Origin of the sequence: Rhodococcus sp. D-46 (assembly GCF_011290655.1) — a bacterium.
GTDB lineage: Bacteria > Actinomycetota > Actinomycetes > Mycobacteriales > Mycobacteriaceae > Rhodococcus_F > Rhodococcus_F qingshengii.
Window position 1 is genome coordinate 150,106 of record NZ_JAANTF010000007.1, and the last position, 23,950, is coordinate 174,055.

Sequence of the window (23,950 nt, forward strand, 5' to 3'; positions counted from 1 at the left end):
CTCGGGTAGCACTTGTTCGAATACCTGAGGGTGATGTCAGGCCTGGGGAAATAGGGCAGGGTCTATCTCTATGACCATTGCCCAGGAACTTCGTGTGGAATTTCGATGCTGATCGGACTGATTGCCGCGATCGTGGCATGCGTCGGGTACGGCGTTGCATCCGTGCTGCAAGCCTACGGCGCGCGCAAGTCGGCAGCTGCCGCCGAGCAGCGTGGCGAGGCCGGACACGTGACGGCGTCGGGTGGCCCGACCTTGCGTTCGACGTTCGCGGCCGCGCTGACGGCGTCGTTCATCCTGGGCACCGTGCTCGATGCGGTCGGATTCGCCGGAAGTGCCATCTCCGCGAGGCTCATTCCACTGTTCTTGTCGCAGACAGTGGTCAGTGCCAATCTCGTCATCACGGCAGTGCTGGGGACCGTGGTCCTCGGCATCCAGTTGCATCGTCGCGACTGGTTCGCGATCGCTGCGGTGATCGGATCGCTCCTGCTGCTCGGATTGTCGTCAGGTCACGCGGGCGGTGGGAGTTCCAACGACGTCGTCCATTGGGGTGTCCTCGTGGGCTCGGCGTTGATCTTGCTGATCGGCATCGGTTTGATCCGATGGTTGGGCTCACGCGCAGCAGTTGTCGCCGGGTTGATCTCGGGTGTGCTGTTCGGCTGTCTGGCCATTGCCGTACGCGTGGTCTACGGAATCGATCCGTTCGAAATCGGCACCATGCTCCGCGATCCGGCAGGCTGGGCGATCCTCGTCTCGGGCCTGGGCGGCTTCTATCTGCATACGGTGGCGCTGCAACTGGGATCCGTCAACGGAGCGACAGCGGCTCTGGTTGTCGGCGAGACGGTGGTTCCGGGAATCGTTGGCGTCGTGGTGCTCGGCGACGCGTCGAGACCGGGCCTGGAATGGCTTGCCGTCGTCGGCTTCGTCGGGGCAATCGCGGGTGCCGTCGCCGTGGCCGTCTTCGGCGCGGCGAGCCACGAGGAGAAACCGGTCGAAGAAGTTACCTTCTGATCCGGTAGACGAAAGTGTCCTCGAAGACACGACGGCGAACACGACTACAGACGTGTTAGAAAGGCAGTTCAGGCCGATCTCGGAGGGGTAGTCATGCAAGGGGCAGCAGCGAAGCACGAGGCCGAAGCCATCGCCGGAAATAAGGCAAATTGGGACGATCGCGCCGATGTGCATGTGCGCTCCGAAATGTATGACGTCGGCGGGTTTCTCGCCAACAGAGCGACCATTTCCACAGTTGTGCAGAACGACTTGTCGATTCTGGCCCCGCATCTGCCACAGTCAGGAGTGCAAGGTCACTCGCTCCTGCATTTGCAGTGCCACATCGGGATCGACACGATCTCCTGGGCGCGTCTTGGTGCGATCGACGTACACGGGCTTGATCTGTCACCCAACTCTCTGCACCACGCTGCTCGTATCGCAAAGGCAGACAACCGCGAGATCACCTGGGTGGAAGGTGATGCGCGATTCGCCTCGACGCTGATCGACCGACGTTTCGACGCGATCGTCACCAGTGCCGGAACAATCGTCTGGTTGCCGGAACTCACCGCTTGGGCTCAGTCGATCCACGACCTCCTCGAGCCTGGTGGGGTGTTTCAGATCCGGGACGATCATCCGATCCTCGGCGCAATGGCGTTCGAGCCGTGGATGATCACCGACGACTACCTCTCCGGAGGCGGCATGCGATCGTACGAAGACTCGGCGACTTACACCGGGACCTCCGATGGGCAGATAGCGCACACTGCCAACCACGAATGGCGCCACGACCTAGGCGAGGTCGTTGGTTCCTTGCTGGATGCGGGTCTTCATATCGAATCAGTTTCGGAACTTCCCTATATGGACTGGCCGGCCTTCCCCGAACTCGTTCCATGCGCCAACGGATGGACTCTGCCGAGCCACTCTCCGCGGATACCGTTGAACTTCGCCATCGTCGCCAGGCGAAATCAGCGAAGTGAGTGAGCAGAGCCGATCCCTTGGAAGACTTCGAATTATTCCTCGAGCGGCGTGGCCGTATTTCGTGCATGATCGTCGGATGGCTTTGTCCCGGTTGTTGCCTGTCAGCTCGCCCTTATCGCAAGTCGGCGCGTCTGGTGTGGTGCGTCCAGGAATCGAGTTAATCGTAGTTCTTTCGAGCTAATACTTCTGGTGGATAGTGCTTTTCGCTCGAACTCTGCTCGGCGTTGTTGCAACCGTTCGGCGAAGTTGCAGTATCAGGTTCGAATGAACCTGCGTCGCTGTTCGATCGGTCAATTGGTAACGGAAACCGCGTTCTCGCAGATAGTTCCAATGCGCCCCAATGTCCCGCTTACGTTGTGCGTCACGGGCAGCGGGACGAAGAACGGAGGAAAGTGATGAGCAGCTTGGATATTCAACGCTGGTCGAACGACTTCACCGCGCTGACCAAGGTCATATCGGAAGGCATCGAGCAGTTTGTTCTCCGGTTCATTTCCAGCTGAAGTGATCTGAGCTCGTTGCCGGGTGCGGATAGTTCAGTCGTCGCTTCCGCGGTTCGAGTGATGAATTGCGATGAAATAGAGGTTCTTACGGCGTCTGGGAGACCTGGGCGGGGGCGAGCAGGTAGGAGAACACGTACGTAACTGCGGCGATGACCGCCAGTACGATCAAGGACATCGGGAACCCTGCGGAATCTCGCACCGGGTCACCAGTAGCGACGACAGCCGCCATGGACACTCCGATTACCAGCAATGTCACCGCCAAGGCAGAGCACGCAGCGAACCGATGCTTCCAGCAGCAGACTGTGCGCGCCGGCCATGTGTGGCTTGTTCTCAGGGCGCAGCGCCCACCTGCAACAGCGCTCGAGCCGACAATCAGCCCTGCCAGCGCTCCGATGAAGGCGGGTATGAACAGTCCTACCCAGGACCAGGCTCCATCGCCGACTATCGGGATCATCACGGCGACACCTGTGACCGCACCTGTGAGCGCAGCCAGACTCAGTTCCTTGTCGACCCAGCTCATGGATCAACTAGAACACAGGCACGCTCCCGAGGCTGTGGAGTATCTCGGATTCAGGGGCTGAAGAACTCGAGTCGGCGGTGCAGGCGTGCGATCGACGGGTCCCCGATCGTGCGTCTGCCGTCGGTTCGGGCTTGGCTCGGGGTCATCCCGTAGAAGTCCTTGAACGCTCGCGCCAACTGGGATTTCGAGGTGAAGCCGCATCGCAGGGCCAACGCTTCGATCGTTTCGTTCGGCATCTCGGTTCTGGTCAATTCGCGGTAGACGAGTTCGAGACGCTTCCGCCGAATGACAAGAGCTATTCCGCCGTCGGATGCGAATGCGCGATAGAGCTGTGCCCGGGAGACGGACAATGCTGCGCACATGCTCGTCGGGCCGAGCCAGGTCTCCGAGAGATGCTCGGCGATGTGGGCGTACGCACGATCGCGGAGAGAGTGATCGGGCCGCGGCGACAGATCAGGTTCGGCGATACCCAAACTGACACGAAGGAGGGACGCGACGACGTCCTCGTAGCCGGCCGCAGCATCGGGATCGAGATGCGGTAGCGCGAGTACGACCGATTGCATGCACTGAGCGAGCAAGACGGCAGGAACTCCGCGCAGTACCGTCCCGTGTAGAGAACGACCCTTCGACTCGGCCTCGACGAGGGAACGCGGTGCGAGGAGCGTGATGGTGCGCCCTGTCGATTCCGCCTCCGCGTCGGCGGTCCAGGTACGCCCGAGGTCGAAGAATGTGACATCGCCTGGACGTGCGACGAAATCGACTCCGTCGGCGTTGCCGCTCAACTGCCCGTCGAGGACGACCTGGACCATGTATTCATCGTCGAGTCCGCTCTCGGCGATCAGCCGATTGTTTCGGGTGTACTTCTGTGTGTTGAAGGTAGTTTGACCGATCAACGAGGTTCCGATGGAAAGCGCTGTGATCGAGCCTTCGAGAGATGTGTCAGGGTCAATTCGGTCGGTGACGAAGAACGGACGTGTGACACTGCGCCAGAAGTCGTCGGCGTCCGCAGGATCGACCGATCGGGTCGACACGCGGATGCGGGCGGATTTCATCGACACGCGGGCATGATATGTCAGATCCCGCAGGTCGCAGTCACTCTCCCGCAAATAGACGTCAATAGTGACCGAGCCCACATAATGAGACAAATCGGGCGTATTTGTGAGACGGCCAGTGCTCGCGTGTCGCGGCGAAGCTGTCTATGTTGTTCGTTATGGGTGGACAGGTTGGGAGTTCGATGCTCGAACGAAATCTCGAGTTCGGCGGGGATCGACTGCTCGTTCGTCGGCCATCATGAGGTCCACTTCGAATCGATCGCAGCTATCTCGAGCAAAGCGAAATCCTCGAGGAAGGGGCACGCTGCAAAGGCGGCTTGCCGGGCGTGGAGCCACGGCGATTCGTCCCCGCCTCCTCGGATTGATGGAACGCTCGGCGGGATTGACTGTCATCGATTCGCCGCTTGGGTTCGGCAAGACGGAACTCGCCGCGTTGTGGCTCACGACTCTCGGGCAGGTGCCGAGCAGACCGGTTGTCTGGGTGCCGGCGCCATCGCATCGGATGACCCCCCTCGAGTACTGGAACACCGCGCTCGCAGTAATTCAGGATTCGCTGGAATCACTCGAGGCCCCGCCACGAATGCGCGAGGATCCAGTGGGCGCGATCGAATCACTCCTCGACTCGTCGCCCGCACCATTCGTGTTGGTGTTCAACCGCATCGACCTGGTTGAGGGTGACGAGGTGGGACGCCGAATCGTGGATCTGATCGTGCGGCTTCCCGGATTGAAAGTAGTCGTCACGCTGCAGGATCGGTCTGCGACGGACTTGCTCGAAGACGTCCGCGTGGACGAGTACCTGTGCGCGAACGACCTCAGATACACACTCGACGAGTCCACCGTTCTGTTCGCGGAGGCAGGGATCCACCTTCCCTCGGGCATCGTCCATTCGATCTGTGAACGCGTTGCCGGCGTTCCCGTGCTGATGAAGGTTGCTCTGAGTGCGGTTGCGGGGCTGAGTGAACCGAGCCGTGGACGCGAACGCGTTCAGCAGCGAGTGGACCAGGCGATCCACGCGTACGTCAGTCGGACCGCTCCTCGGTCGGGCAAGTCGCTCGAGTTGTTCGACTTCGCGACTACGATCGCCGCTGCCCGCACGGTGACACCAGAGATCGCTCGTGTCTTGTCCGACGATCTTGACGTGGAGGGCAAACTGGACTTGCTCGAGTCTTTCGGTCTGATCTTCCGGAATGGTTTCGAGGGAGAACCGTCCTGGTACTTCGCGCCGTCAGTTCGACTGGCATTCATACAGATACGGGCCGAACAAGGGGATGGATTCGAAGATCCCTTCCAGGTACTCGTCGATCACGCTCTCGGGACTTCGGATATAGCCGGTGCCGTTCACTACGCCTTGGACGGACGCAAGTGGACCAGGGTGCTCGACATACTCGAGCGCCACTGGGCTGATCTTCTGGTCGATCACACCGGATTGGTCCGGACTGCGTTGCAATCCATACCCGATGACGTACTCAGTTCGAACCCTTCGATTCTGGTGGGTCGTGACCTGCTCGAATCACGTCTGCGGCCGCAGTTGATCAACGGCGATTCATTACCGACGGAACCGGCGGAATTGCGTGCGATAGGTGGTAGTCCGCATGCGCACAGCTTGTTGAACGTCGGAACTGTCCAATCGGTGGTGCTGAGAACATCCGGTAAGTACCAACGCTCTACCGAGATCACGCGCAAATTGGCGCACGTCGTGTACGGACTCGGCGACGAGTCGTTGGGCGCGTTGGGGTCTCAACTGCCCGCCCTGCGGCTGATCTGGGGGGTCTCGCATCAATTGACCGGTGACCTCGGTGATGCCGCGGTGGAATTGCGACTCGCCTATCAAGGTGCGGTGCAACATGGTCCGGAGTTCGTCCTGCGTCACGCCGCAGGCAATGCCGCGCTCAACTCCGCGCTGATCGGGGACGTCGCGCACGCGACGGACTGGCTGCACCTGGAAAGCACACACCCGGACGTTTCGGGATGGTTGGGACCGCCCTCGCACATGGGGGGAGCGATCGCGCGGGCACTGGTGGCGTGCGACAGCGTGGACCTGCACGCCGGAGCTGCCGCGATGGACGCACTCGCCGAGGTCACACCGCCGGGCGACCTGTGGGCGTTCGCGGCCTACACTTACACCAGATTTGCACTGCTGCAATCGGACCCGTTCTGGGGGCTGATTTCCCTCCAGCGCGCAGTGGCAACGCACGGGCACGTGAATCCGTGTGAACGATCGCTCGGTGACGCGCTTCTCACCGCGGCACGTATCGATCTTCTGTTGGCGTCCGGGGAGGGTACCAAGGCGCTGGAAGAATCAGTCGCTGCGCCACATACGTTTGCAGTTGTCACGGTCTCCGTGGCGCGGGCGCATCTCCTGACCGGGTCGCCGTCCCAGGCATTGGAATTGTGCCGCGAAATCGACTGGAGCGGGCAGTATCTCACGAGGTTTCGGCTCGAATCCCTGCTGATCGAATGCGCTGCTCTGTGTGAACTGGGCAGGATCCCCGCTGCCGCGAGTACATGGGAGGAAGCTCGCAGACTGCTCGAAACCTCCGGTGTCCTGTCGGCCCTGGCGACGATACCGCGTGATCTGATCAGGCAACTCGAAGATCGGGCCGAGGGCTCGAGCAGTGCCGTCGCGACCTTTCTCGAATCCGAAGCGGCGCAGATGTATCCGGCGGCCATCGTTCGGGTCCAATTGACGAAACGGGAGATGGACGTTCTCGTGGAACTGGGTCTCGGCATTCCGATCGGTGAGATCGCGCGGCGGTTGTTCGTATCCAACAACACGCTGAAGAGTCACCTCCGAGCCTTGTATCGCAAACTCGGTGCGCATTCCCGGGAAGAGGCTGTCGCGGCAGCGCACCGACACAACCTCCTCGGCAGTGGGCAGGACTGATCGACGTCAGTGCAGATTGCGCTCGGCGTAGACCTTCATCGCGTCACGGACCAGCGAAGCAGTGCCTTCTCCGTACTTGTCGTAGTTTGCAGTGAAGCGGGGATCGTCGACGTACATCTGGCCGAGCCCGGTGAAGGCGTCGGCGCTGGGAGTCCTTCCCTGCCAACCGATCTTTATCCACTCGAACTGTCTTCGGGTAATCGTCTGGACGTCGTCGCTTTCCGCGGACAGCCCCGCTGTCAGTGCTTTTCCGAATGCCGCTGCGATGTCGGCTTGAGATTGCAGATGAGCTTTACGGTCCTGCTCCGACATCGACCGCCACCAGTTGTCGCCGCTGGTGTAGGCGTCCTTGCCCCAACGCTCGATGACCTCGTCCTTGTATCGGGTGTGGTCGAACCCGTCGAAAACATCTTCCGGCATGAGTGATTCACCATTCTTCGTCTTGTTCAAGGTCCTGTTGACCGATTCGATCTGTCTCGAGATCCGCGTGCGCTCTTGCTCGAGGAGTTCGAGGTGCGTACGCAGTGCGGCGGCCGTATCGCGTTCGCCGGTGAGGACTTCGGCGATGGCCGGCAATCCGAGTCCGAGTTCCCGAAGTAGAAGGATGCGTTGCAGTCGCACCAGGGCGTCTTCGTCGTAGAAGCGGTAGCCGTTGGCGCCGATGCGACTCGGTTCCAGGAGTCCCAAATCGCCGTAGTGACGCAGCGTTCTGCTGGTGGTACCTGCGGATTTGGCGAGTTCTTGGATGGACCATTCGCTCACGTGGAGTTCCTACTCTCGGATCGGTTGTGCTCATTCAGCATGCAAGTTGACGTTGCGTCAATGTCAAGAAAGTTCTCGGTGTGCATTGTCGGGAACGTTTTATGTCCGTTTCGCCGTATCGCCACGAACGGGTCTCCAACTGATTGATTCGATGACCTAGGTCACGTGATTTGGCTCACAAATTGTCAATTTGAATAGTTGAACAAGCCTCTGTTGACGCTTTCACATACCTCGACCACGATCATCTGAACAGATCGAGTTACGCGGTTGTTGAAAATGCACGGTAGTTGAAATGCACTGCAGACGGAACGGTGGTCCACGATGACTGAACTGGTGTCGGGCGTAGCCCAGGCCAAGCCCTATGACCTCGATGATCGGTACCGGTCGGGATCGGGACCGGTGTTGCTGACCGGTGTTCAGGCAATTGCACGCGGCTTCGTCGAGCAGCACGTTCGCGACATTCGGGCAGGTAAGCGTATTGCCACCTTCGTCTCCGGTTACCAGGGCAGCCCCCTCGGTGGCGTCGACAAGATGCTTCACGGCATGCCCAAGGTTCTCGCCGAGCACGACATCACCTTCATCCCTGGCTTCAACGAGGAGCTCGCCGCCACGGCGGTATGGGGAAGCCAGACGGATCTCCCTGCCGGAACCGCGACCCACGACGGCGTGACCGGCGTCTGGTACGGCAAGGGCCCCGGCGTCGACCGCGCTACCGACACCATTCGCCACGCCAACATGTACGGCGTGAACCCCAAGGGCGGCGTCGTCCTCCTGGTGGGCGACGACCCCGCGTCGAAGTCCTCCACGGTTCCGGCCGTCAGCGAGCGCTCGCTTGCCGCGATGGGCGTGCCGGTTCTCTTCCCACGCAATGCCGAAGAGATCATCACGATGGGTATGCACGCCGTTGCTCTCTCGCGTGTCTCCGGTTGCGTCGTAGCGCTGAAGATCGTCGCCGACGTCGCAGACGGTGCCTGGACGATCGACGGCAGCATCGCGGACTTCGACATCGTGGTTCCGGAAGTGCAGTTCGAGGGCAAGCCCTTCGTCTACAAGCAGCGTCAGATGGCCGCGCCGCCGGACAGTGTCATCGCCGAGGCCGATCTGTACGGCCCGCGATGGGATCTTGTGCACGCGTACGGAACTGCCAACAACCTCGATGTGATCGAGGTCAACCCCTCCGGTGCGAAGATCGGTATCGCCGCCACCGGTACAACTTTCGACTCCGTCCGACAAGCTCTGGCAGACCTCGGCGTCGATGATGCCGCGCTGCACCGCGCCGGGATCCGTCTCCTTCGCATCGGAATGTGCTACCCCGTCGTGGGCGAGAAGATCAAGGAGTTCGCCGAAGGTCTCGAGCAGATCGTCGTGGTCGAGGACAAGACCGCGTTCATCGAAGCTCAGATCCGGGAAGTCCTGTACGGCACCGACGATGCCCCTCGCATCATCGGCAAGCGTGACGGCCAGGGCCGTCTGCTCATGCCTGCCAGTGGTGAACTGACCGCAGGCCGGCTGCTCGCCCCGTTGCGCCGCGTACTGAAGCCGCACGTCGAACTCAAGCGCACCCTCCCGGCCCCGCTGTCGCTCAACGTGCTCTCCGCCAAGCGAACCGCGTACTTCTGCAGCGGGTGCCCCCACAACCGTTCCACCGCTATTCCCGAGGGTTCCATCGGCGGCGGCGGAATCGGTTGCCACACACTCGTCACCATGTCCGGCCGTGAGGACAGCGCTGTCACCGGCCTGACGCAAATGGGCGGCGAGGGCAGCCAGTGGATCGGGCAGGCACCGTTCACCGACGTGCCTCACCTGTTCCAGAACATCGGCGACGGCACCTTCTTCCACTCCGGTCAGTTGGCTGTCCAGGCATGCATCGCCGCAGGCGTGAACATCACCTACAAGTTGCTCTACAACGAAGTAGTAGCGATGACCGGTGCACAGGACGCGGAAGGTGCCCTCTCCGTTGCTCAGCTCAGCCACAAGCTGACCACCGAGGGCGTCAAGCAGATCATCATCTGCGCCGACGAGCCTTCGCGTCACAACAAGCGCGCTCTGGCCAAGGGCACCAAGCTCTGGCACCGCGATCGCCTCGACGAGGCCCAGAAGGAGCTTCGCGAGATCAAGGGCGTCACAGTGTTGATCTACGACCAGCACTGTGCGGCCGACGCTCGTCGCCAGCGCAAGCGTGGCACGCTGCCCACTCGCAACACTCGCGTCGTCATCAACGAGGCAGTGTGCGAAGGCTGCGGTGACTGCGGTGTGAAGTCGAACTGCCTCTCGGTCCAGCCCGTGGACACCGAGTACGGCCGCAAGACGAAGATCGACCAGACGTCCTGCAACACCGATTACACCTGCATGGACGGCGATTGCCCGTCGTTCGTGACCGTCGAATTGGTACCGGGCAAGAAGGCTCCGAAGGCCGCACGTCCCGTCCCGCCCGTCGTCGCAGACCCCGATTTCGGACCGCTCACCAGCACGCAGAACGTTTTCCTCGCGGGCATCGGCGGCACCGGCATCGTGACCGTCAACCAGGTGCTCGCAACGGCTGCACTGCGCGCCGGCCTCGAGGTGGAGAGCCTTGACCAGATCGGACTGAGCCAGAAGGCCGGACCGGTTGTCTCGCACCTGCGTTTCAGCTCCAGCGCGCTCGAGCCGTCCAACCGCCTCACTCCGGGCAGCGCGGATTGCATCGTCGCCTTCGACCTGCTGACCGCGACGGACAACAAGAACCTCGACTACGGCAACGCCGAGAAGACGGTCTCCATCGCCTCGACGTCTCAGACGCCGACCGGAGACATGGTCTACGACAAGGCTGTTCGCTACCCCGAGGAGACGTCACTCCTCGCCCGTCTCGACAAGGTGTCGCGCACCCTGCGTTCGTTCGACGCACTCGCCGCGGCACAGGAGTTGTTCGGTAACACCGCAGCAGCCAACTTCCTGCTGATCGGTGCGGCCTACCAGAGCGGCGGACTTCGTCTGCCGGCAGAGGCCATCGAAGAAGCGATCGGCATCAACGGCGTTGCCGTGGACGCGAACATCGCGGCATTCCGTTGGGGTCGTGCAGCAATTGCCGACACCGCAGCGTTCTCGGCCGTCACCACGCCGGCCAAGTCCGTCCGCGAACCCGTTGTCGCACCGGCTCACATGTTCGCCGGAACCACCTTCACCGGTGAAACCCTGCGACTGGTGGAACTGCGTGCGGCGCAGCTCATCGAGTTCCAGTCCGTCAAGATCGCCCAGCGTTACATCGATCAGGTTCAGGCAGTCTGGACCGCCGAACGTGCCGCAACCGAGCGGACCGATTTCAGCGAGGCTGTTGCCCGCGGCCTGTTCAAGTTCACCGCGTACAAGGACGAGTACGAAGTTGCTCGTATGCTGGTCGACCCCGCATTCCTCGAGGACGTCAAGTCTCAGGTGCCGGCCGGGGAGAACCTGACCTACAAGCTCCACCCGCCGATCCTTCGAGTGATGGGCCGCAAGAAGAAGATCGGTCTCGGACCCAAGTCGCATGTTGCACTGAAGGTTCTGGCCAAGGGTAAGAAGCTTCGCGGTACCAAGCTCGACCCCTTCGGCTACATGCACGTCCGCAAGGTCGAGCGTGAACTGCTCGCCGAGTACGAGGCCATGATCGCTGACCTCTCTCGTACGCTCGCAACCGACGGATACGATCGCGCCGTCGAGATCGCGGCACTGCCGGACGTGGTTCGCGGTTACGAAGACATCAAGCTCGGCAACATCGAGCTGTACAAGACTCGCCTGCGCGAACTCGGTGTCGGTGAGTAGGAGCGCCGGCGAGTAGATCGAACAAGACTGTGCCCCAGTGACCGTCGTCGCTGGGGCACAGTTGCATTCAGGGCATACTCGGACCCAGGCAGGTTCAGGAGGGCGGGAACTGGCCGTCGGCAACCACGGCGCTGCCGTTCCACGTGAAGTTCACTATGTTCGGTCCGCCTTGGGGACAGCAGAATGCATCGTCGTCCAGCAGCCAACGGTATTGGACGGATACCGAATCCTTGTTGCTGTCGATGACGTGTGTGTACGAGTACGGCTCACTGGTAGCCGTGCCCAGGTATGTTCCGTCGTGGAAGAACAGGACGTGTGACTGGTAAGTCGCATCGCCGACGCCGTCGCCGTCCACCGAAACCCAGAGCAGGTCAGGACAATTCCCGATCTGTTCTTCGCTCGCGGATCTCGGTATCCAATTGCCCCCGTTGATGTCGGTGCCCAGCGTGCCGATGGCGTCGGTGACGAGCGAGGAGCCGACGTCGAGACAGGGACCCGAAGCGGGGATTGCTGTCGTAGTCGCCGTCGTGGATGCATTTGTGCGGGTGTTCGATTGTGGCGGGGGAGAGCTCGCTACCGTCGTCTCGGTTTCGTTTGCCGTCGATGTCGCCGACGCCGTTGAACTGGCTGCCGTGGAACTCGCCGCCGCTTCAGGTGTTCCTTCGGTCGACCCACAACCGGCGACCGTCAGGGCAGTGGCCGTCACCAGTGCAGCGGCTGCGACGGCGGCCGAAATCGGAGCTTTCCTGCGCATGCGTCCTCCAGAGTGTATGGGTTCACGTGTTCAAGTCCCTCCTTCGTTCTGTCGCCGGGCCGCATGCGTGCGTTATCGAACAACCGGTAACGATCAGCTATCGGACTCGGTGTTCCGTGCTTCGGTGCTCTTGGCCCCGGCCGCGTCGTATCGCACGGATCCAGCAACGACGGTCATCGCAATCTCTGTGGTCAGGAGAGAATCGACCCCTTCGGTGAACGGATCTTGTTTCAGTACGACAAAATCGGCTGCTTTACCCCGAACCAGCTGGCCGGTCACATGTTCCCACCGGCACGAGTAAGCAGCGTCGCGAGTTGCGTGAGCCAGCGCATCCGCGAGAGGTAGAGCGTACTTCGGCAGATTGGGTGCCAGCGACGGATCGATTGCGGATCGACGGGTGGTGGCTGTGAACATGTTCGGCAGCGGCGGGTGGGGAGCGGTCGGAGCGTCCGAACCCAAGGCCAGAACCGCTCCGGCCTCGGTGAATTCAGGCCAGGGGTACGCGCGATTCACCCGGTAGTCGCCGAGCATCGCCTGCCAGTTCTCCTGGATTGCAGGGTCAGCGTGAACCGGTTGCATCGAGGCGATGATTCCCAGGCGGGCAAGCCTTTCGACGTTGTCCCGGGTGATGGACTCCAAGTGTTCCATTCGGTGCCTGCGGGGAATGTCTCCGTTGGCGGCGATCGCGTACTCGAGTGCCGTCAAACCGATCTCCGACGCCTCGTCGCCGATCGCGTGCATCGCGATCTGCAGGCCTGCGGCGTCAGCGGCTGTCACGACGGGGATCAAGGACTCGAGATCCCAGATGGGCTCGGCGTTGGTGCCGTCCGAGTACGGCTCTTTCATTGCGGCAGTGCAGCTGTCGATCACACCGTCGATGATGATCTTGATTCCGGCGATACGGAGCCACGGACCTTGGACGCGCTCGTGGAGTTCGATCACGTCGTGAACTTGTCCGACGTTGTCGGCCTCGTTGTCCTCGCGGGTCATCAGCCAGTGAGCCGCGACACGCAGCGGCAGTGTTCCGTCTCCTGCGTCCAATGCTCTTTCCAGCGAGGCTAATTCGTCCGCGCCGAGTGCCATGTCGACCGCACCGGTCACGCCGTCCTCGAGATAGTGGCGGAAGGCGAGAGCGAGGGCGGCGTCCCGGTCTTCGTCGGATGCGAGCTCCGCCAGTTTCGGCCAGACGTAGAGCATCATGGCGGTCTCGTACAGCATTCCGGTGGCTTCTCCGGTGTCCGGATCCCGGCCGATACGACCGCCGATCGGATCGGGAGTGTCCGCGTCGATGCCGAGTTCTCGCAGTGCTGCAGTGTTCACCCAGACCGAATGTACGTCGTTGGCGTCGAGGTACACCGGGCGATCGGGTACGACGGCGTCGATCATCTCTCGCGTCGGGTGCCCTCCATCCAGCGCGGAGAACAACCAACTGCGACCCAGCAGTCGTGGTGCGTCCGGGTTCGATTCCGCGAATTGCTTGATGCTGGACTGAATGTCGGCGAGATCGGCGGCATCACGCAGATCCAACTTCTGCAGCGCGAATCCCATCATCACCAAATGCGTATGGGCGTCGACGAAACCGGGTAGCACGACGGCACCTTCGAGATCGATCACCTCGGCGTCTGGAGCCAGGATATCGGCATAGACGGTTTCGCCCACGAATCTGAGCTTGTGGTCCTCGACGACTATCGACTCGGCCCATCCGTCGTCGGCAGCCGTGAAGATCTTTCCGTTGCGGTAGTGAGTGATGCTGTCATTCATGACTTCTACGTGATCCTTACGCGATGACGGTAGTAGTGATGGCGGCGCTGTGGTGACGATACGCACCTTCGGTACGTGCGGAGAGTCGGGAAACCAAGGCGAACGGGACCAGTAGAACGAAGCTGATCCCCGAGATGATGACTCCGAAGGTCGGATACCCGAGGCCGGCCGTCACCGAAGTTCCGAACAGCGGCGCGAACGCGGAGCCGATGAGGTAGGTGCCCAGTAGTGGCGCCGACCATCGGCCGGCCGCGTCGAGCGCGGCCGAGATGGCAACCAGGACGATGAACGTGGCCGCGTAGATCGTGTTCCAAGCAATGATCACTACCAGGTAGATCGTGGGATCGGTGGTGAGGCCGGCAGACAGCTTCAGAATTGCCCCGAGTATCAGTAGCACGGAGATCGATACTGTCCGACTGACCCGAGAACCCAACGCGGTCAAGGTAACAGCCGCGAGCACACCACCCGCCGTTGATGCGCTCAGTGCGAGACTCATTTGTTGATCCGAGAGCCCGGCGTGCTCGGAACCCATGATGCCGAGTACTGCCCACAACGAGTCCTCGCTGATCGCCCAGACTGCAAGCATCGCGAGAAATGCGGTTCCGGCAAAAGTGAGTCGTTTCGCGCTGACCCCGGCGGGGAGAGCTGTGGTCGTATTGGCGGACTTCGCCGTCTCCGGCGACTCTTTCACCGGGGACGACGGCAACCAGGTGACCGTTGCTGCGGTAGCCAGTGCCAGGACTGCGACGATGCCGAATGCGTTGGTCATGTGTGTGCCGAGGATGGGTATGAGAGCGAGGACGGCTGTGACGACGACACGGTTCACGAGGCCGCTGATGCTTGACGCCCGGTCCGGGTTCGTGAGCGCGGCCAGTGCCGCTCCGCCAACGGATGCGGATCCACCAGCGCCGATACCGCCGACGATGATCGCGGCGCATGCGATCGTCGTGGACGGTGCGATGGCCGCAACGCCGAATGCGGCTGCCATCGCGATCAGGCTGACGCGGCCGAGGAGATGGCGATGCCGGCCCGAGGCGATTCGGGTGGTGGCGAGGCAGGTGACGGCGCAGACCAGCAGCGATGCGGTCAGAACGGCACCGGCAGCGGATTCGGTGACACCGAGGTCCTCGACCATTGCCACGATCATCAGGGGGGTGAGGTTCGCGGTGATGAACCCCATGACGCCGATACTGAAGACGGCAATACCGCGGTTGGCGGTGAGTGGAACCCGGTCGGACTGCGTATTCGTCGAAGCGTTGATCGGCACTAGGGCAACCCCATGTCCTGAAGGGGGTGGCTGAACCGACCCCTGGTGGCGTGATGCGAGTCACTTAATGAATGTGATTCGTTAAGTATGGGGATGGGCTCCGCCACGGTCAAGAGATCTAACGAATTTGATTCGTTAATTGTATGTTTCCGGATACGTGCTTCCGTAAAGTGGCGTCGCCGGTCTGTTTCCTGTTGTGAGGCTTATGCTTCCGCAATGGCTGAGATTGCGGAACGCACCCGCTACTTCGAGCGCTACGTCACTTTCATCGACGCGATTGTCGCCATTGCGATCACGCTGCTCGTACTGCCGCTGGTCGAACTCACCAGTGACCACCACGGCACCACGTCGGAACTGCTGCGCGATCACGCTGCGCAGTTCTACTCGTTCGCCCTGAGCTTTCTGGTGATCTTCCGGCTCTGGTGGTCGCAGCATCGGCTGCTTCGTTTTGTGGTCGACGCGGACAAGGTGGTCGTTCGCGGACTGGGGTTGTGGGTGATGACCATCGTGTTCCTGCCCTTCCCGACAGCGCTCGTTGCGGCGCCGTCGCAGGATCTCGGAACCAGGGCTCTCTACATCGGGACAATGGCAGCCAGTGCTGCGTGCCTGGCGGTGGTCGCGTGGGGTCTGGTTCGCAACCCGTCGTTGAGTGAAGAGAATGCGAAGCCGCATTTCACCGCTGAAATCGTCACTTTCCTGATCATGGTGGTGGCGCTGCTCGTCAGTGTGCTCGTTCCGGTGACGTCGTACTTCCCGCTGTTTCTTCTCCTGCTGTCGACGCCGATCGAGAAGCTGTGGAACCGAGTGGCGGCGAAATGGAGTCGCGGTGAAGGTGAGATGAGCTAGTCGGTGCGAGCGGTCATCGCGGATTTCTTGGCTTTGTTTCCGCAGATGTTCATCGAGCACCAGCGTCGGTTGTTGCCGCGACTGGTGTCGACGTAGAGGCCGGTGCACCCGTCGCCCTGGCAGGCTTTGACGCGGTCCCGGTCGGCTCCACCGAGCACCGCGATCGCGTCGGCAGCCACTATCGACAAAGCGTCACGGATCGGATTGTCTCCGGCTGATTTCCAGAGGGCCCGGCCACTCTCGAGGACGAGGTGGGCATCACCGAGCTCGGATGCGGTGTTGACGATCCCGACATCGGTGCGTGAGGTACGGCGGTTCTCGCATACGGCGGTTCCGATGCGATGAATGGCCTCACGTAAATCCTGCGCGCCGCGGAGGTCGTCTTCTGTCGCGGTTGCGGGGGCGCCCATCAGATCGTTGGCGCGTAACCATAATTCGAGTCGCTGCGGGCTCGTGAGTCGTTCGAACCTCGAGCCGTTCCGATTGGTGAGGGTGGCGGTGAAGCGGAAGGCGAGCGTGTCGTTGTCGAGTCGAAACACGTCCCGAGCGGATTGATCAGCTCCTGCTTCGTTCACTTTCGTCCTCCTTCGTGGCGAACCATCTCAACCGGTTCGACAGCAACTGTACCCGTATGAGAGTCTTGAACCGTCTTAGATGGTTCAGCACTTTCGAGAGGGAAATCCATGACTTCTGTTTCCGTGGTCGGCTTGGGCGCGATGGGCCGTCCCATCGCTCGAAATCTACTGGGCGCAGGCTTCGACGTGACGGTGTGGAATCGCAGCCCTGAAGCGGTAGCCGAACTGGTCGAGGAAGGGGCGATCGGCGCGAAAACCGTTGCCGAGGCATTCCAGTCCGGTGTTGTGCTGTCGATGTTGGCAGATGATTCGGCCGTGTCTTCGGCCATTCTGGATCCCGCCGTCCTCGCATCCGTTCCGAGTGGAACCGTGCACGTCAACATGGCCACCGTCAGCGTCGACCTTGCCAAGCGCGCCGCCGCACTGCACGCCGAGTACGGTATCGGGTACATCGCGGCGCCGGTGTTCGGACGCGTTTCTGTTGCTCAGGCTGGCCAGTTGAACATCATCGCCGCCGGCGACAGTTCCCTCCTCGAGCGAGTGCAACCCTTCCTCGACGTCATCGGTGCTCGCACGTGGCCACAAGGTGAGCGTCCGGAGCAGGCCAACATCGTCAAGATCATCGGCAATTACCTCATCCTCGCCGCGATTCAATCCTTGGGCGAGGCAATCACATTGGGGGAGAGGTCCGGTGTAGACGGAAGCCAACTCGTAGAACTGCTGACCTCGACGATCTTCCCGGGGCCGGTCTACTCCAGCTACGGAAACCTCGTCGCGACGCGTCAGTACGAGCCTGCAGGATTCACCACAGCTCTGGGCCTCAAGGATTTGAGGCTTGCGCTCGACGCCGCCGACAGCGTCGATCTGGATTTGCCGTTCGGTGGCGTACTTCGAGGCGTGCTCGCTCAGGCTCTGGCGAACGGTCAGGGCGAGATGGACTGGGCGTCTATTGCAGAACTGGTCCGTTCCGGCCAGTCGGGTGAAGGCAGTCCCGAAACACCGACGAGGTGAGCTCGAACTCGGACGGGACGGCGACTTCGGCACTGGCGGAGACCGATTCCGTCCGGACACTACCGCTGGCCGGGTTGTCGGCACTCGCAATGGCAGGCTTCATAGCGATCACAACCGAAACCATGCCGGCCGGACTACTGGTGCATATCGGGTCAGGGTTGTCCGTATCAGTCTCCGGCGCAGGGCAATTGGTCACCGCATACGCATTGGGTTCCGTCGTCGGGGCGGTACCACTGATCGCATTGACCCGAGGATTGCGACGGCGTGCTGTCCTGGTGTCGGCGATTCTGGGGTTCGGTGTCTTCAATCTGGTGACAGCGCTTTCGTCGAATCTTGTTCTCACCTTGGGTGTTCGGTTTCTGGCCGGTATGGCGGCAGGTGTGGTGTGGGGGTTGCTTGCCGGGTACGCACGCAGGATGTCGCCCCCTCACCTGCAGGGGCGGGCCGTTGCGGTTGCCTCCGTCGGACAGCCGATCGCGTTGGCAATCGGCGTTCCGATGGGGGCGTGGCTCGGGACCCTGGCCGATTGGCGCGTCGTCTTCGCCGTGATGTCGGTTGCTGCGCTACTTCTGGTCGCGTGGATACTCACGGTGATGCCGGACTTTCCCGGGCAACAAGCGGATCGGCAGCTGCCGGTGCGGAAAGTCCTGGTCCTGCCTGGCGTACGACCGATTCTGTTTGTCGCGTTCTTGTGGATCCTCGCGCACAACATCGTGTACACGTATCTGGCGGCGTTTCTGGATCGCATCGGTTTCGGCGATCGGTTGGGAATCGTCTTGTTCGTGTTCGGACTTTTCGCCTTCGTGGGCATCGGTGTGGTCGGGGTGTTTGTCGACCGGGCCCTTCGAAGTCTCACCGTGCTGAGCTTGGTGGTCTTTGCCGCAGCTTTGACGGCGTTGGGCGTCGGCGGTGACAGCTTCGCTGTGATCGCACTCAGCGTTGCGGCGTGGGGTGTGGCATTCGGAGGCGCTCCCACTCTCCTTCAGACGGCGCTCGCGGATACGACGGGCGACGCTGTGGACACTGCGCAATCGGTTTTCGTGACGATCTTCAATGCGGCGATCGCAGCGGGCGGCGTCGTGGGCGGGCTGATCTTGGCGGACAGGGGTGCGGGAGCGTTGCCGTTGGTTTCGCTGGTGCTGATCGTCGTCGGTGTTCTTGTGGCCAGTATCCGACAATTCGGACATAGCTTGTGATTCACTTCACGCATGCGAAAGTCATTGCTGGTGGTTGCGCTCGTTGCTACGTGGTTTGTCGCCGGAGCGATGCCCGCGGGGGCTGCGGATGCGAATTGGTCCGGTGATTACTCGCTCAAGCGTTTCGCCGCGACCAAGACGGGCACAAGTCTGGCCGCCAGCCAGTGGGAGCCGGATTTCTCCGATACATACACGTTCGAGACGGACTGCTCGAGCGGAGTCTGTATCGCCACAGTGGTCGGCGGTCCGGCTCCCGCCAATCCGACGTTGCCGCAGCCTGCGCGATACACCTGGGACGGAACCAGTTGGGTGCACCCCTATGACTGGGAGTGGGATTGCTACCAGGGGGAAGGCGTGCCCAAGGTGTGGGCACCGGCGCACTCCGAGGCGTATTACACACCTCAGCCCGATGGCAGTCTGAAAGGTTCGTGGCGTACCGACATCAAGAGTGGTCCCTGCGGGGGATCGGTGATCATGCACGTCGAGGCGTACCCGGTCGGTCGATCTACCGGATCCTTCGGTAGTTGAGAACGATCTGTGGCCCGAAGGTGTTGAAACAAATCTGAGCCCGCGGGAATTGATCGAGCCCCATGCACGTTAATTGAGTCAGTAACGCTCAACTTTCTGCAAGGAGGCTTCGGAATGCCAGCATTCTTCGGGCCCGAGGGTCCCGGTCGCATCGATATTTCCCGGCTCATGAGCAGGGCCACCCAGCAACTCATGGCTGACGCTGCACGTGTAGCGGCTGCTCGCGGTGATTCGGATCTCGATGCACTGCACGTTCTCCGCGTCATGGCGGAGCAGGATCCGGTCCGCACGCTCATGCAGCGCGCCGGAGCCGACCCGAAATCCGTGGTCGACGCCGTCGACCTGCGGCTGCCACAAGGCCGTGAGCAGGGGGGCTACTCTGCTCCTGCGCTCAGCAGTGCCGTGAAAACCGCTCTACTCGAGGCTCATCAACTGGCCCGAGCCCTGGGATCGACGTACATCGACCCCGAACATCTCTTCATCGCCCTGGCCGGTGACCCCGATCATGTTCCGGGTCGTCTGCTCGCTTCGGCCGGCATCACGCCGGAGAAGCTGCAGGCAGCAGCGGTTCAGAATCCCGCAGCCGGTCCAGTCGAAGACGAGTCCACCACACCGACGCTCGACAAGTACGGCATCGATCTCACCGATCGCGCCCGCAACGGCGGCGTCGATCCGGTGATCGGCCGCGCCGACGAGATCGAACAGACCATCGAGATCCTCTCCCGCCGCACCAAGAACAACCCGGTCCTGGTGGGTGAGGCCGGCGTCGGCAAGACTGCCATCGTCGAAGGTCTCGCCCAACGCATCGTCGACGGGGATGTCCCGGAATCGTTGGTGGGCAAGAAGATCGTCCAGCTCGAACTCTCGAGCATGGTCTCGGGTACCCGTTACCGCGGAGACTTCGAGGAACGGCTGACCAAGGTGATCGACGAGATCACCGCACACAAGGACGAGCTGATCGTCTTCATCGACGAGATGCACACCATCGCCGGTGCCGGAGGCGGCGCAGACGGTGCGATGGATGCCGGAAACATCCTCAAGCCCAAGCTCGCTCGCGGTGAACTGCACATCGTCGGCGCCACCACGCTCGACGAATACCGCAAGAACATCGAGAAGGATCCCGCGCTCGAGCGGCGCTTCCAGCCCGTACAGGTCGGAGAGCCGTCGATCGAGGACGCAATCGCGATCTTGAGCGGACTGCGCAGTCGGTACGAGGATCACCACAAGGTGCACTACACCGACGAGGCGATCACCGCTGCGGTGGAGCTGTCGGCACGTTACATCGGCGACAGGTTCTTGCCGGACAAGGCAATCGACCTGATCGACCAGGCCGGCGCCAGGCTTCGCTTGAAGACGGCCACGGTAGACACCGCTGCGCTGCAGCAGCGTCTCGAGCAGCTCGAGAGCGACAAGGAGAAAGCCGTCGCCGACGAGTTGTACGAGAAGGCGTCGACCCTGCGTGACGAGATCAACGGCGTCGCAAAGCGTCTCGAGAAGGCAGGATCCTCGGTTCCTTCCGAGGAAACGCCGGACGTGACCGCTGAACAAATCGCCGAAGTTGTCGCTCGCGCAACGGGTATTCCGGCAAGCCAGATGACTCAGGCAGAGAAAGATCGCCTGCGCCGTCTGGAAGAGGAACTGCACGGTCGTGTCATCGGGCAAGATGACGCCGTTCGCGCCATCGCGCGTGCCGTGCGTCGTAGCCGTACCGGTATGAGCGATCCGGATCGTCCCGTCGGTAGCTTCCTGTTCCTCGGACCCACTGGCGTCGGCAAGACGGAGCTCGCAAAAGCTCTGGCTGCCACACTCTTCGGTGACGAGAACAAGATGCTGCGCTTCGACATGAGTGAGTTCGGTGAGAGGCACACGGTCAGCAGGTTGGTCGGTGCTCCTCCCGGATACGTCGGCTACGGCGAGGCCGGACAGCTCACGGAACAGGTGCGTCGTAACCCGTACTCGGTGATCCTGCTCGACGAGATCGAGAAGGCACACCCGGACGTGTTCAACACCTTGCTCCAGGTGCTCGACGACGGGCGTCTGACCGACGGTCAGGGTCGGACGGTGGACTTCAAGAACACCGTCGTGATCATGACCAGCAACCTCGGCTCGGACATCATCTCGAGCAAGTCCGGTGGACTCGGCTTCACCACGGGTGACGCAGAGTCGGCGGAGAAGCCACTGCGCGACCGCGTGATGGCCAGGTTGCGCGAATCGATGCGGCCGGAGTTCCTCAACCGTATCGACGAGATCGTGATCTTCCGCAAGCTCGACACCGAGCAACTGCACCGGATTACTGATCTGCTGCTCGACGACAGCCGGAAGCGGCTGCAGTCCAAGGGCATCGAGATCGAGTTCACCGCCGACGCAGTGGACTGGATCGCCGAGCACGGGCATCAACCCGAGTTCGGGGCTCGCCCGTTGCGTCGTTCGATTCAGCGTGTGGTCGACGACAAGATCGCCGACATGCTGCTCGACGATCTCCTCGAAGAGGGCGGCAGTATCACCGTCGCGGTTGACGAGGGTGAGTTGGTGTTCAGCTAGGGGACAGCCCCCTGTGAGCGGTTAGGGAGTCCCAGGACTCCCTAACCGCTCACAGGCGCGTAGCGCCCAAAATCTCCGCCGCCAGGGCATCGTTATGCCGGAAGAACCCTGCATTGGTACGGGGACGAGGGAAAGCCGCCGACCAGTTGTGGCCTGCAACCCACGGCCCTGCGGCGAAGCGGCGAGGATGAGCAGTGTTGTCCTGAAGAAGAATTCGTGACGTGCCGTCGACCGCGAGCTTCGCCGAACTGTCGGCGGTGGCACGTAGTTCGACTGCCTCGCCCCGACGGTGAAGCGTCCGCAGGAGCAAGTCACCGCTCGCGCTGATGGACGCAACCGGCAAGCGTGCTTCGACGAGGATGTTCGCGGCCACGATGTCGGTGTGCGACGCACTGCGCGCGACAAAGATCCCAGCCCCCGTTGCCGGGTCGATCTCGGTGGAGAACACCGAATCCGGCCCGAGGAACTGGACGATGCCCGCCTCGTTGAGGGCGATCAACTGTTCCAGTCGCTCGGGTGGCGGACCACTGGCGATGAAGCTGAAGAACGAATGAAGCCAACCCTCGACGTCCTTGGCGACGGATTCGGCCGGGATTCTGCCGCGCCGCAACAATTCTCCGACGGTCATGTACGTCGACAGCAGCGCTGAGAAGACAGCCGCGTCGGCGCTGAAATACGGGTCCGACCTCCGCGCGACATCTGCCGAGATGTATTCGGTGATCCGGGATTGGACCTCGGCAAGCCCGTCGTAGCGCTCACCGCCGAGTGGGCGGTTCAGCCGCTCGAGATCGATACGGTCTTCCGGCTTCGGGACTGCGTTCTCGACCAGTTCATGCAATCGAGGCGATCCCCAGGCCAGCGAGGCGAATTCGGCGTCGAACTCCTCCCAGGTGCCCACTGTCCGATCCGGGTGAGATGCGAACAGCTCGTGATAGTGGGCGCCTGCCAGTTCTTTCGACGCCAAGGGCCAGATGTCGTTTCGGAAATCCAACGGTCCGTCGCCGGGAACGAGATCAGCGGTGAAGAACCGCGGTAGCGGTGGCCGTGCGTCAGCGATCGAGTACGAAATCTTGGAGTGATACGGCACTCCGCGACGAGATCCGGCATACAACAGGGGTTCCCGACCCGAGGGAGCGTAAGTGAGGATGCCGTCTTCACCGCGTTCGAAGATGCCGCCACGGCTCTCGGCGAGGAGAACCATCCAGTCGACGAAAGCCAGCCCGAGTCCGGCGATCAGAACCGGTTCGCCTTCGGGAATGACATCGGCGTCGAGGTCGGCAGTGTAGCCCGGACCCACATACGTCAACCCGTGATCGGACGCGAAGCTGGTCAGCGCGGTTTCACGTGGGGCAGGCAACGCATCGGGGTGCCCTTGTGCGAGAAGGACGGTCGTCGCGTCGATGACAGCTCCGTCGTCCAGATGAACCGTCTGTGTCTCGCCGACGTTCACGATGTCGACCACGGATCGTCGATGAACTCGAACGTCGACGTGCGCTGGCGCGGAGTCGACTGCAGTCTCGAACACCCAGTTCAGGTATCGGCTCTGCAGTGACCTCGATGCAAACGACGACGGGGTGATCGTCGGAACTTCTGCTGCGATTTCTGGGAATTCGGCAAGCTCAGCCGAGCGCTCGGCGACCCATTCCGCGAGGGTCGGACCCGGCAGCACCGGGCCGATCACGGCGGTGGTCTCGTCGGTGAACATCGTGACGTCCGCTGTTGTCGAATTCATCCACAGAAGCGGCGCCTGGCTGCCTCGCCAAATACGGCCGGCGCCTGCCGGATACGGGTCGACAACGTGAATGTCGATCGGTGTGGGATCGGCGTTCACCGATTCGTGAGCGAGGATCCGCTCGAGTACGCCGGTCCCGCGGGGTCCACCACCCACGATCACGATGACAGCTGCTGTCCCCACTGAGGTACGGGGTCGATCGCCTGGCACGAGTCCTCCATCGGACCTGGCAGAAAGCACCCGCACCTCAGCAGAGGGGGTTGCTGCGACGTCACGGAGCCA

17 protein-coding genes are annotated in these 23,950 nt (G+C 61.8%); 9 read left to right on the forward strand and 8 right to left on the reverse strand.

Annotated elements, in window-relative coordinates; all coding sequences use genetic code 11:
- Positions 1-105: 105 nt before the first annotated feature.
- Positions 106-1,008 (forward strand): hypothetical protein, encoded by a 903-nt coding sequence (locus G9U53_RS19050; RefSeq protein ID WP_054188915.1) that lies wholly within the window; start codon positions 106-108, stop codon positions 1,006-1,008.
- Between the two features lie 93 nt (positions 1,009-1,101).
- A complete protein-coding gene (locus G9U53_RS19055; protein WP_165639059.1) occupies positions 1,102-1,965 on the forward strand; it encodes a class I SAM-dependent methyltransferase in 864 nt (287 codons plus the stop codon).
- Positions 1,966-2,547: 582 nt separating this feature from the next.
- Here G9U53_RS19055 and G9U53_RS19060 read toward each other — a convergent pair.
- Both G9U53_RS19060 and G9U53_RS19065 read right to left on the reverse strand, forming a co-directional pair.
- The gene (locus G9U53_RS19060; protein ID WP_165639060.1) at positions 2,548-2,982 is read right to left on the reverse strand and encodes a hypothetical protein; all 435 of its coding nucleotides are present in this window, start codon (positions 2,980-2,982) and stop codon (positions 2,548-2,550) included.
- A 50-nt stretch (positions 2,983-3,032) separates the two neighbouring features.
- A complete protein-coding gene (locus tag G9U53_RS19065; protein WP_207624440.1) occupies positions 3,033-4,034 on the reverse strand; it encodes a helix-turn-helix domain-containing protein in 1,002 nt (333 codons plus the stop codon).
- A 364-nt stretch (positions 4,035-4,398) separates the two neighbouring features.
- Here G9U53_RS19065 and G9U53_RS19070 point away from each other — a divergent pair, with 364 nt between their 5' ends.
- On the forward strand, positions 4,399-6,918 hold the full coding sequence (locus tag G9U53_RS19070) for a LuxR C-terminal-related transcriptional regulator (protein WP_165639062.1): 2,520 nt from the start codon (positions 4,399-4,401) through the stop codon (positions 6,916-6,918).
- A gap of 6 nt (positions 6,919-6,924) precedes the next feature.
- Here the strand turns inward: G9U53_RS19070 and G9U53_RS19075 are convergent, their stop codons facing one another.
- Positions 6,925-7,680: a MerR family transcriptional regulator gene (locus G9U53_RS19075; protein WP_003940632.1), complete on the reverse strand. Its 756-nt coding sequence runs from the start codon at positions 7,678-7,680 to the stop codon at positions 6,925-6,927.
- Between the two features lie 321 nt (positions 7,681-8,001).
- Here G9U53_RS19075 and G9U53_RS19080 point away from each other — a divergent pair, with 321 nt between their 5' ends.
- Positions 8,002-11,457, forward strand: a complete 3,456-nt coding sequence (locus tag G9U53_RS19080; protein ID WP_165639063.1) for an indolepyruvate ferredoxin oxidoreductase family protein — start codon at positions 8,002-8,004, stop codon at positions 11,455-11,457.
- Positions 11,458-11,551: 94 nt separating this feature from the next.
- Here G9U53_RS19080 and G9U53_RS19085 read toward each other — a convergent pair whose 3' ends face one another.
- From G9U53_RS19085 to G9U53_RS19095, 3 genes are all read right to left on the reverse strand, one after another.
- Complete coding sequence (locus G9U53_RS19085) at positions 11,552-12,211, reverse strand: LppP/LprE family lipoprotein (protein ID WP_003940243.1); 660 nt, start codon at positions 12,209-12,211, stop codon at positions 11,552-11,554.
- A gap of 93 nt (positions 12,212-12,304) precedes the next feature.
- Positions 12,305-13,972, reverse strand: coding sequence for an amidohydrolase (locus G9U53_RS19090; RefSeq protein ID WP_165639064.1), 1,668 nt, complete (start codon positions 13,970-13,972; stop codon positions 12,305-12,307).
- A gap of 16 nt (positions 13,973-13,988) precedes the next feature.
- Positions 13,989-15,239 (reverse strand): MFS transporter, encoded by a 1,251-nt coding sequence (locus G9U53_RS19095; protein ID WP_165639065.1) that lies wholly within the window; start codon positions 15,237-15,239, stop codon positions 13,989-13,991.
- Positions 15,240-15,455: 216 nt separating this feature from the next.
- On the opposite strand from G9U53_RS19095, the gene G9U53_RS19100 reads away from it, so the two are divergent.
- A complete protein-coding gene (locus G9U53_RS19100; RefSeq protein WP_030535295.1) occupies positions 15,456-16,085 on the forward strand; it encodes a TMEM175 family protein in 630 nt (209 codons plus the stop codon).
- Here G9U53_RS19100 and G9U53_RS33965 read toward each other — a convergent pair.
- Positions 16,082-16,660 (reverse strand): CGNR zinc finger domain-containing protein, encoded by a 579-nt coding sequence (locus tag G9U53_RS33965; RefSeq protein ID WP_165639066.1) that lies wholly within the window; start codon positions 16,658-16,660, stop codon positions 16,082-16,084. The genes G9U53_RS19100 and G9U53_RS33965 overlap by 4 nt on opposite strands.
- Positions 16,661-16,768: 108 nt before the next feature.
- On the opposite strand from G9U53_RS33965, the gene G9U53_RS19110 reads away from it, so the two are divergent.
- The 4 genes from G9U53_RS19110 to G9U53_RS19125 all read left to right on the forward strand — a co-directional run bounded on the left by G9U53_RS19110 (position 16,769) and on the right by G9U53_RS19125 (position 21,936).
- On the forward strand, positions 16,769-17,671 hold the full coding sequence (locus G9U53_RS19110; RefSeq protein ID WP_003939725.1) for an NAD(P)-dependent oxidoreductase: 903 nt from the start codon (positions 16,769-16,771) through the stop codon (positions 17,669-17,671).
- Positions 17,668-18,867: an MFS transporter gene (locus G9U53_RS19115; protein WP_165639067.1), complete on the forward strand. Its 1,200-nt coding sequence runs from the start codon at positions 17,668-17,670 to the stop codon at positions 18,865-18,867. Before G9U53_RS19110 ends, G9U53_RS19115 begins: the two co-directional genes overlap by 4 nt.
- A gap of 12 nt (positions 18,868-18,879) precedes the next feature.
- On the forward strand, positions 18,880-19,395 hold the full coding sequence (locus G9U53_RS19120; RefSeq protein ID WP_118603266.1) for a hypothetical protein: 516 nt from the start codon (positions 18,880-18,882) through the stop codon (positions 19,393-19,395).
- A 114-nt stretch (positions 19,396-19,509) separates the two neighbouring features.
- The gene (locus G9U53_RS19125; RefSeq protein WP_118603269.1) at positions 19,510-21,936 is read left to right on the forward strand and encodes an ATP-dependent Clp protease ATP-binding subunit; all 2,427 of its coding nucleotides are present in this window, start codon (positions 19,510-19,512) and stop codon (positions 21,934-21,936) included.
- Between the two features lie 49 nt (positions 21,937-21,985).
- On the opposite strand, the gene G9U53_RS19130 is transcribed toward G9U53_RS19125, so the two are convergent.
- Positions 21,986-23,878: an FAD/NAD(P)-binding protein gene (locus G9U53_RS19130; RefSeq protein WP_232329908.1), complete on the reverse strand. Its 1,893-nt coding sequence runs from the start codon at positions 23,876-23,878 to the stop codon at positions 21,986-21,988.
- Positions 23,879-23,950 lie beyond the last annotated feature (72 nt).

What these genes read in the sequence shown, in the direction of transcription:
- G9U53_RS19055 (WP_165639059.1), top strand. Translation starts at nt 1,102, where the DNA reads ATGCAAGGGGCAGCAGCGAAGCACGAGGCCGAAGCCATCGCCGGAAAT.
- G9U53_RS19125 (WP_118603269.1), top strand. Translation starts at nt 19,510, where the DNA reads ATGCCAGCATTCTTCGGGCCCGAGGGTCCCGGTCGCATCGATATTTCC.
- G9U53_RS19100 (WP_030535295.1), top strand. Translation starts at nt 15,456, where the DNA reads ATGGCTGAGATTGCGGAACGCACCCGCTACTTCGAGCGCTACGTCACT.
- G9U53_RS19070 (WP_165639062.1), top strand. Translation starts at nt 4,399, where the DNA reads ATGGAACGCTCGGCGGGATTGACTGTCATCGATTCGCCGCTTGGGTTC.
- G9U53_RS19060 (WP_165639060.1), bottom strand. Translation starts at nt 2,982, where the DNA reads ATGAGCTGGGTCGACAAGGAACTGAGTCTGGCTGCGCTCACAGGTGCG.
- G9U53_RS19065 (WP_207624440.1), bottom strand. Translation starts at nt 4,034, where the DNA reads ATGAAATCCGCCCGCATCCGCGTGTCGACCCGATCGGTCGATCCTGCG.
- G9U53_RS19080 (WP_165639063.1), top strand. Translation starts at nt 8,002, where the DNA reads ATGACTGAACTGGTGTCGGGCGTAGCCCAGGCCAAGCCCTATGACCTC.
- G9U53_RS19090 (WP_165639064.1), bottom strand. Translation starts at nt 13,972, where the DNA reads ATGAATGACAGCATCACTCACTACCGCAACGGAAAGATCTTCACGGCT.
- G9U53_RS19085 (WP_003940243.1), bottom strand. Translation starts at nt 12,211, where the DNA reads ATGCGCAGGAAAGCTCCGATTTCGGCCGCCGTCGCAGCCGCTGCACTG.
- G9U53_RS19110 (WP_003939725.1), top strand. Translation starts at nt 16,769, where the DNA reads ATGACTTCTGTTTCCGTGGTCGGCTTGGGCGCGATGGGCCGTCCCATC.
- G9U53_RS19120 (WP_118603266.1), top strand. Translation starts at nt 18,880, where the DNA reads ATGCGAAAGTCATTGCTGGTGGTTGCGCTCGTTGCTACGTGGTTTGTC.
- G9U53_RS19050 (WP_054188915.1), top strand. Translation starts at nt 106, where the DNA reads ATGCTGATCGGACTGATTGCCGCGATCGTGGCATGCGTCGGGTACGGC.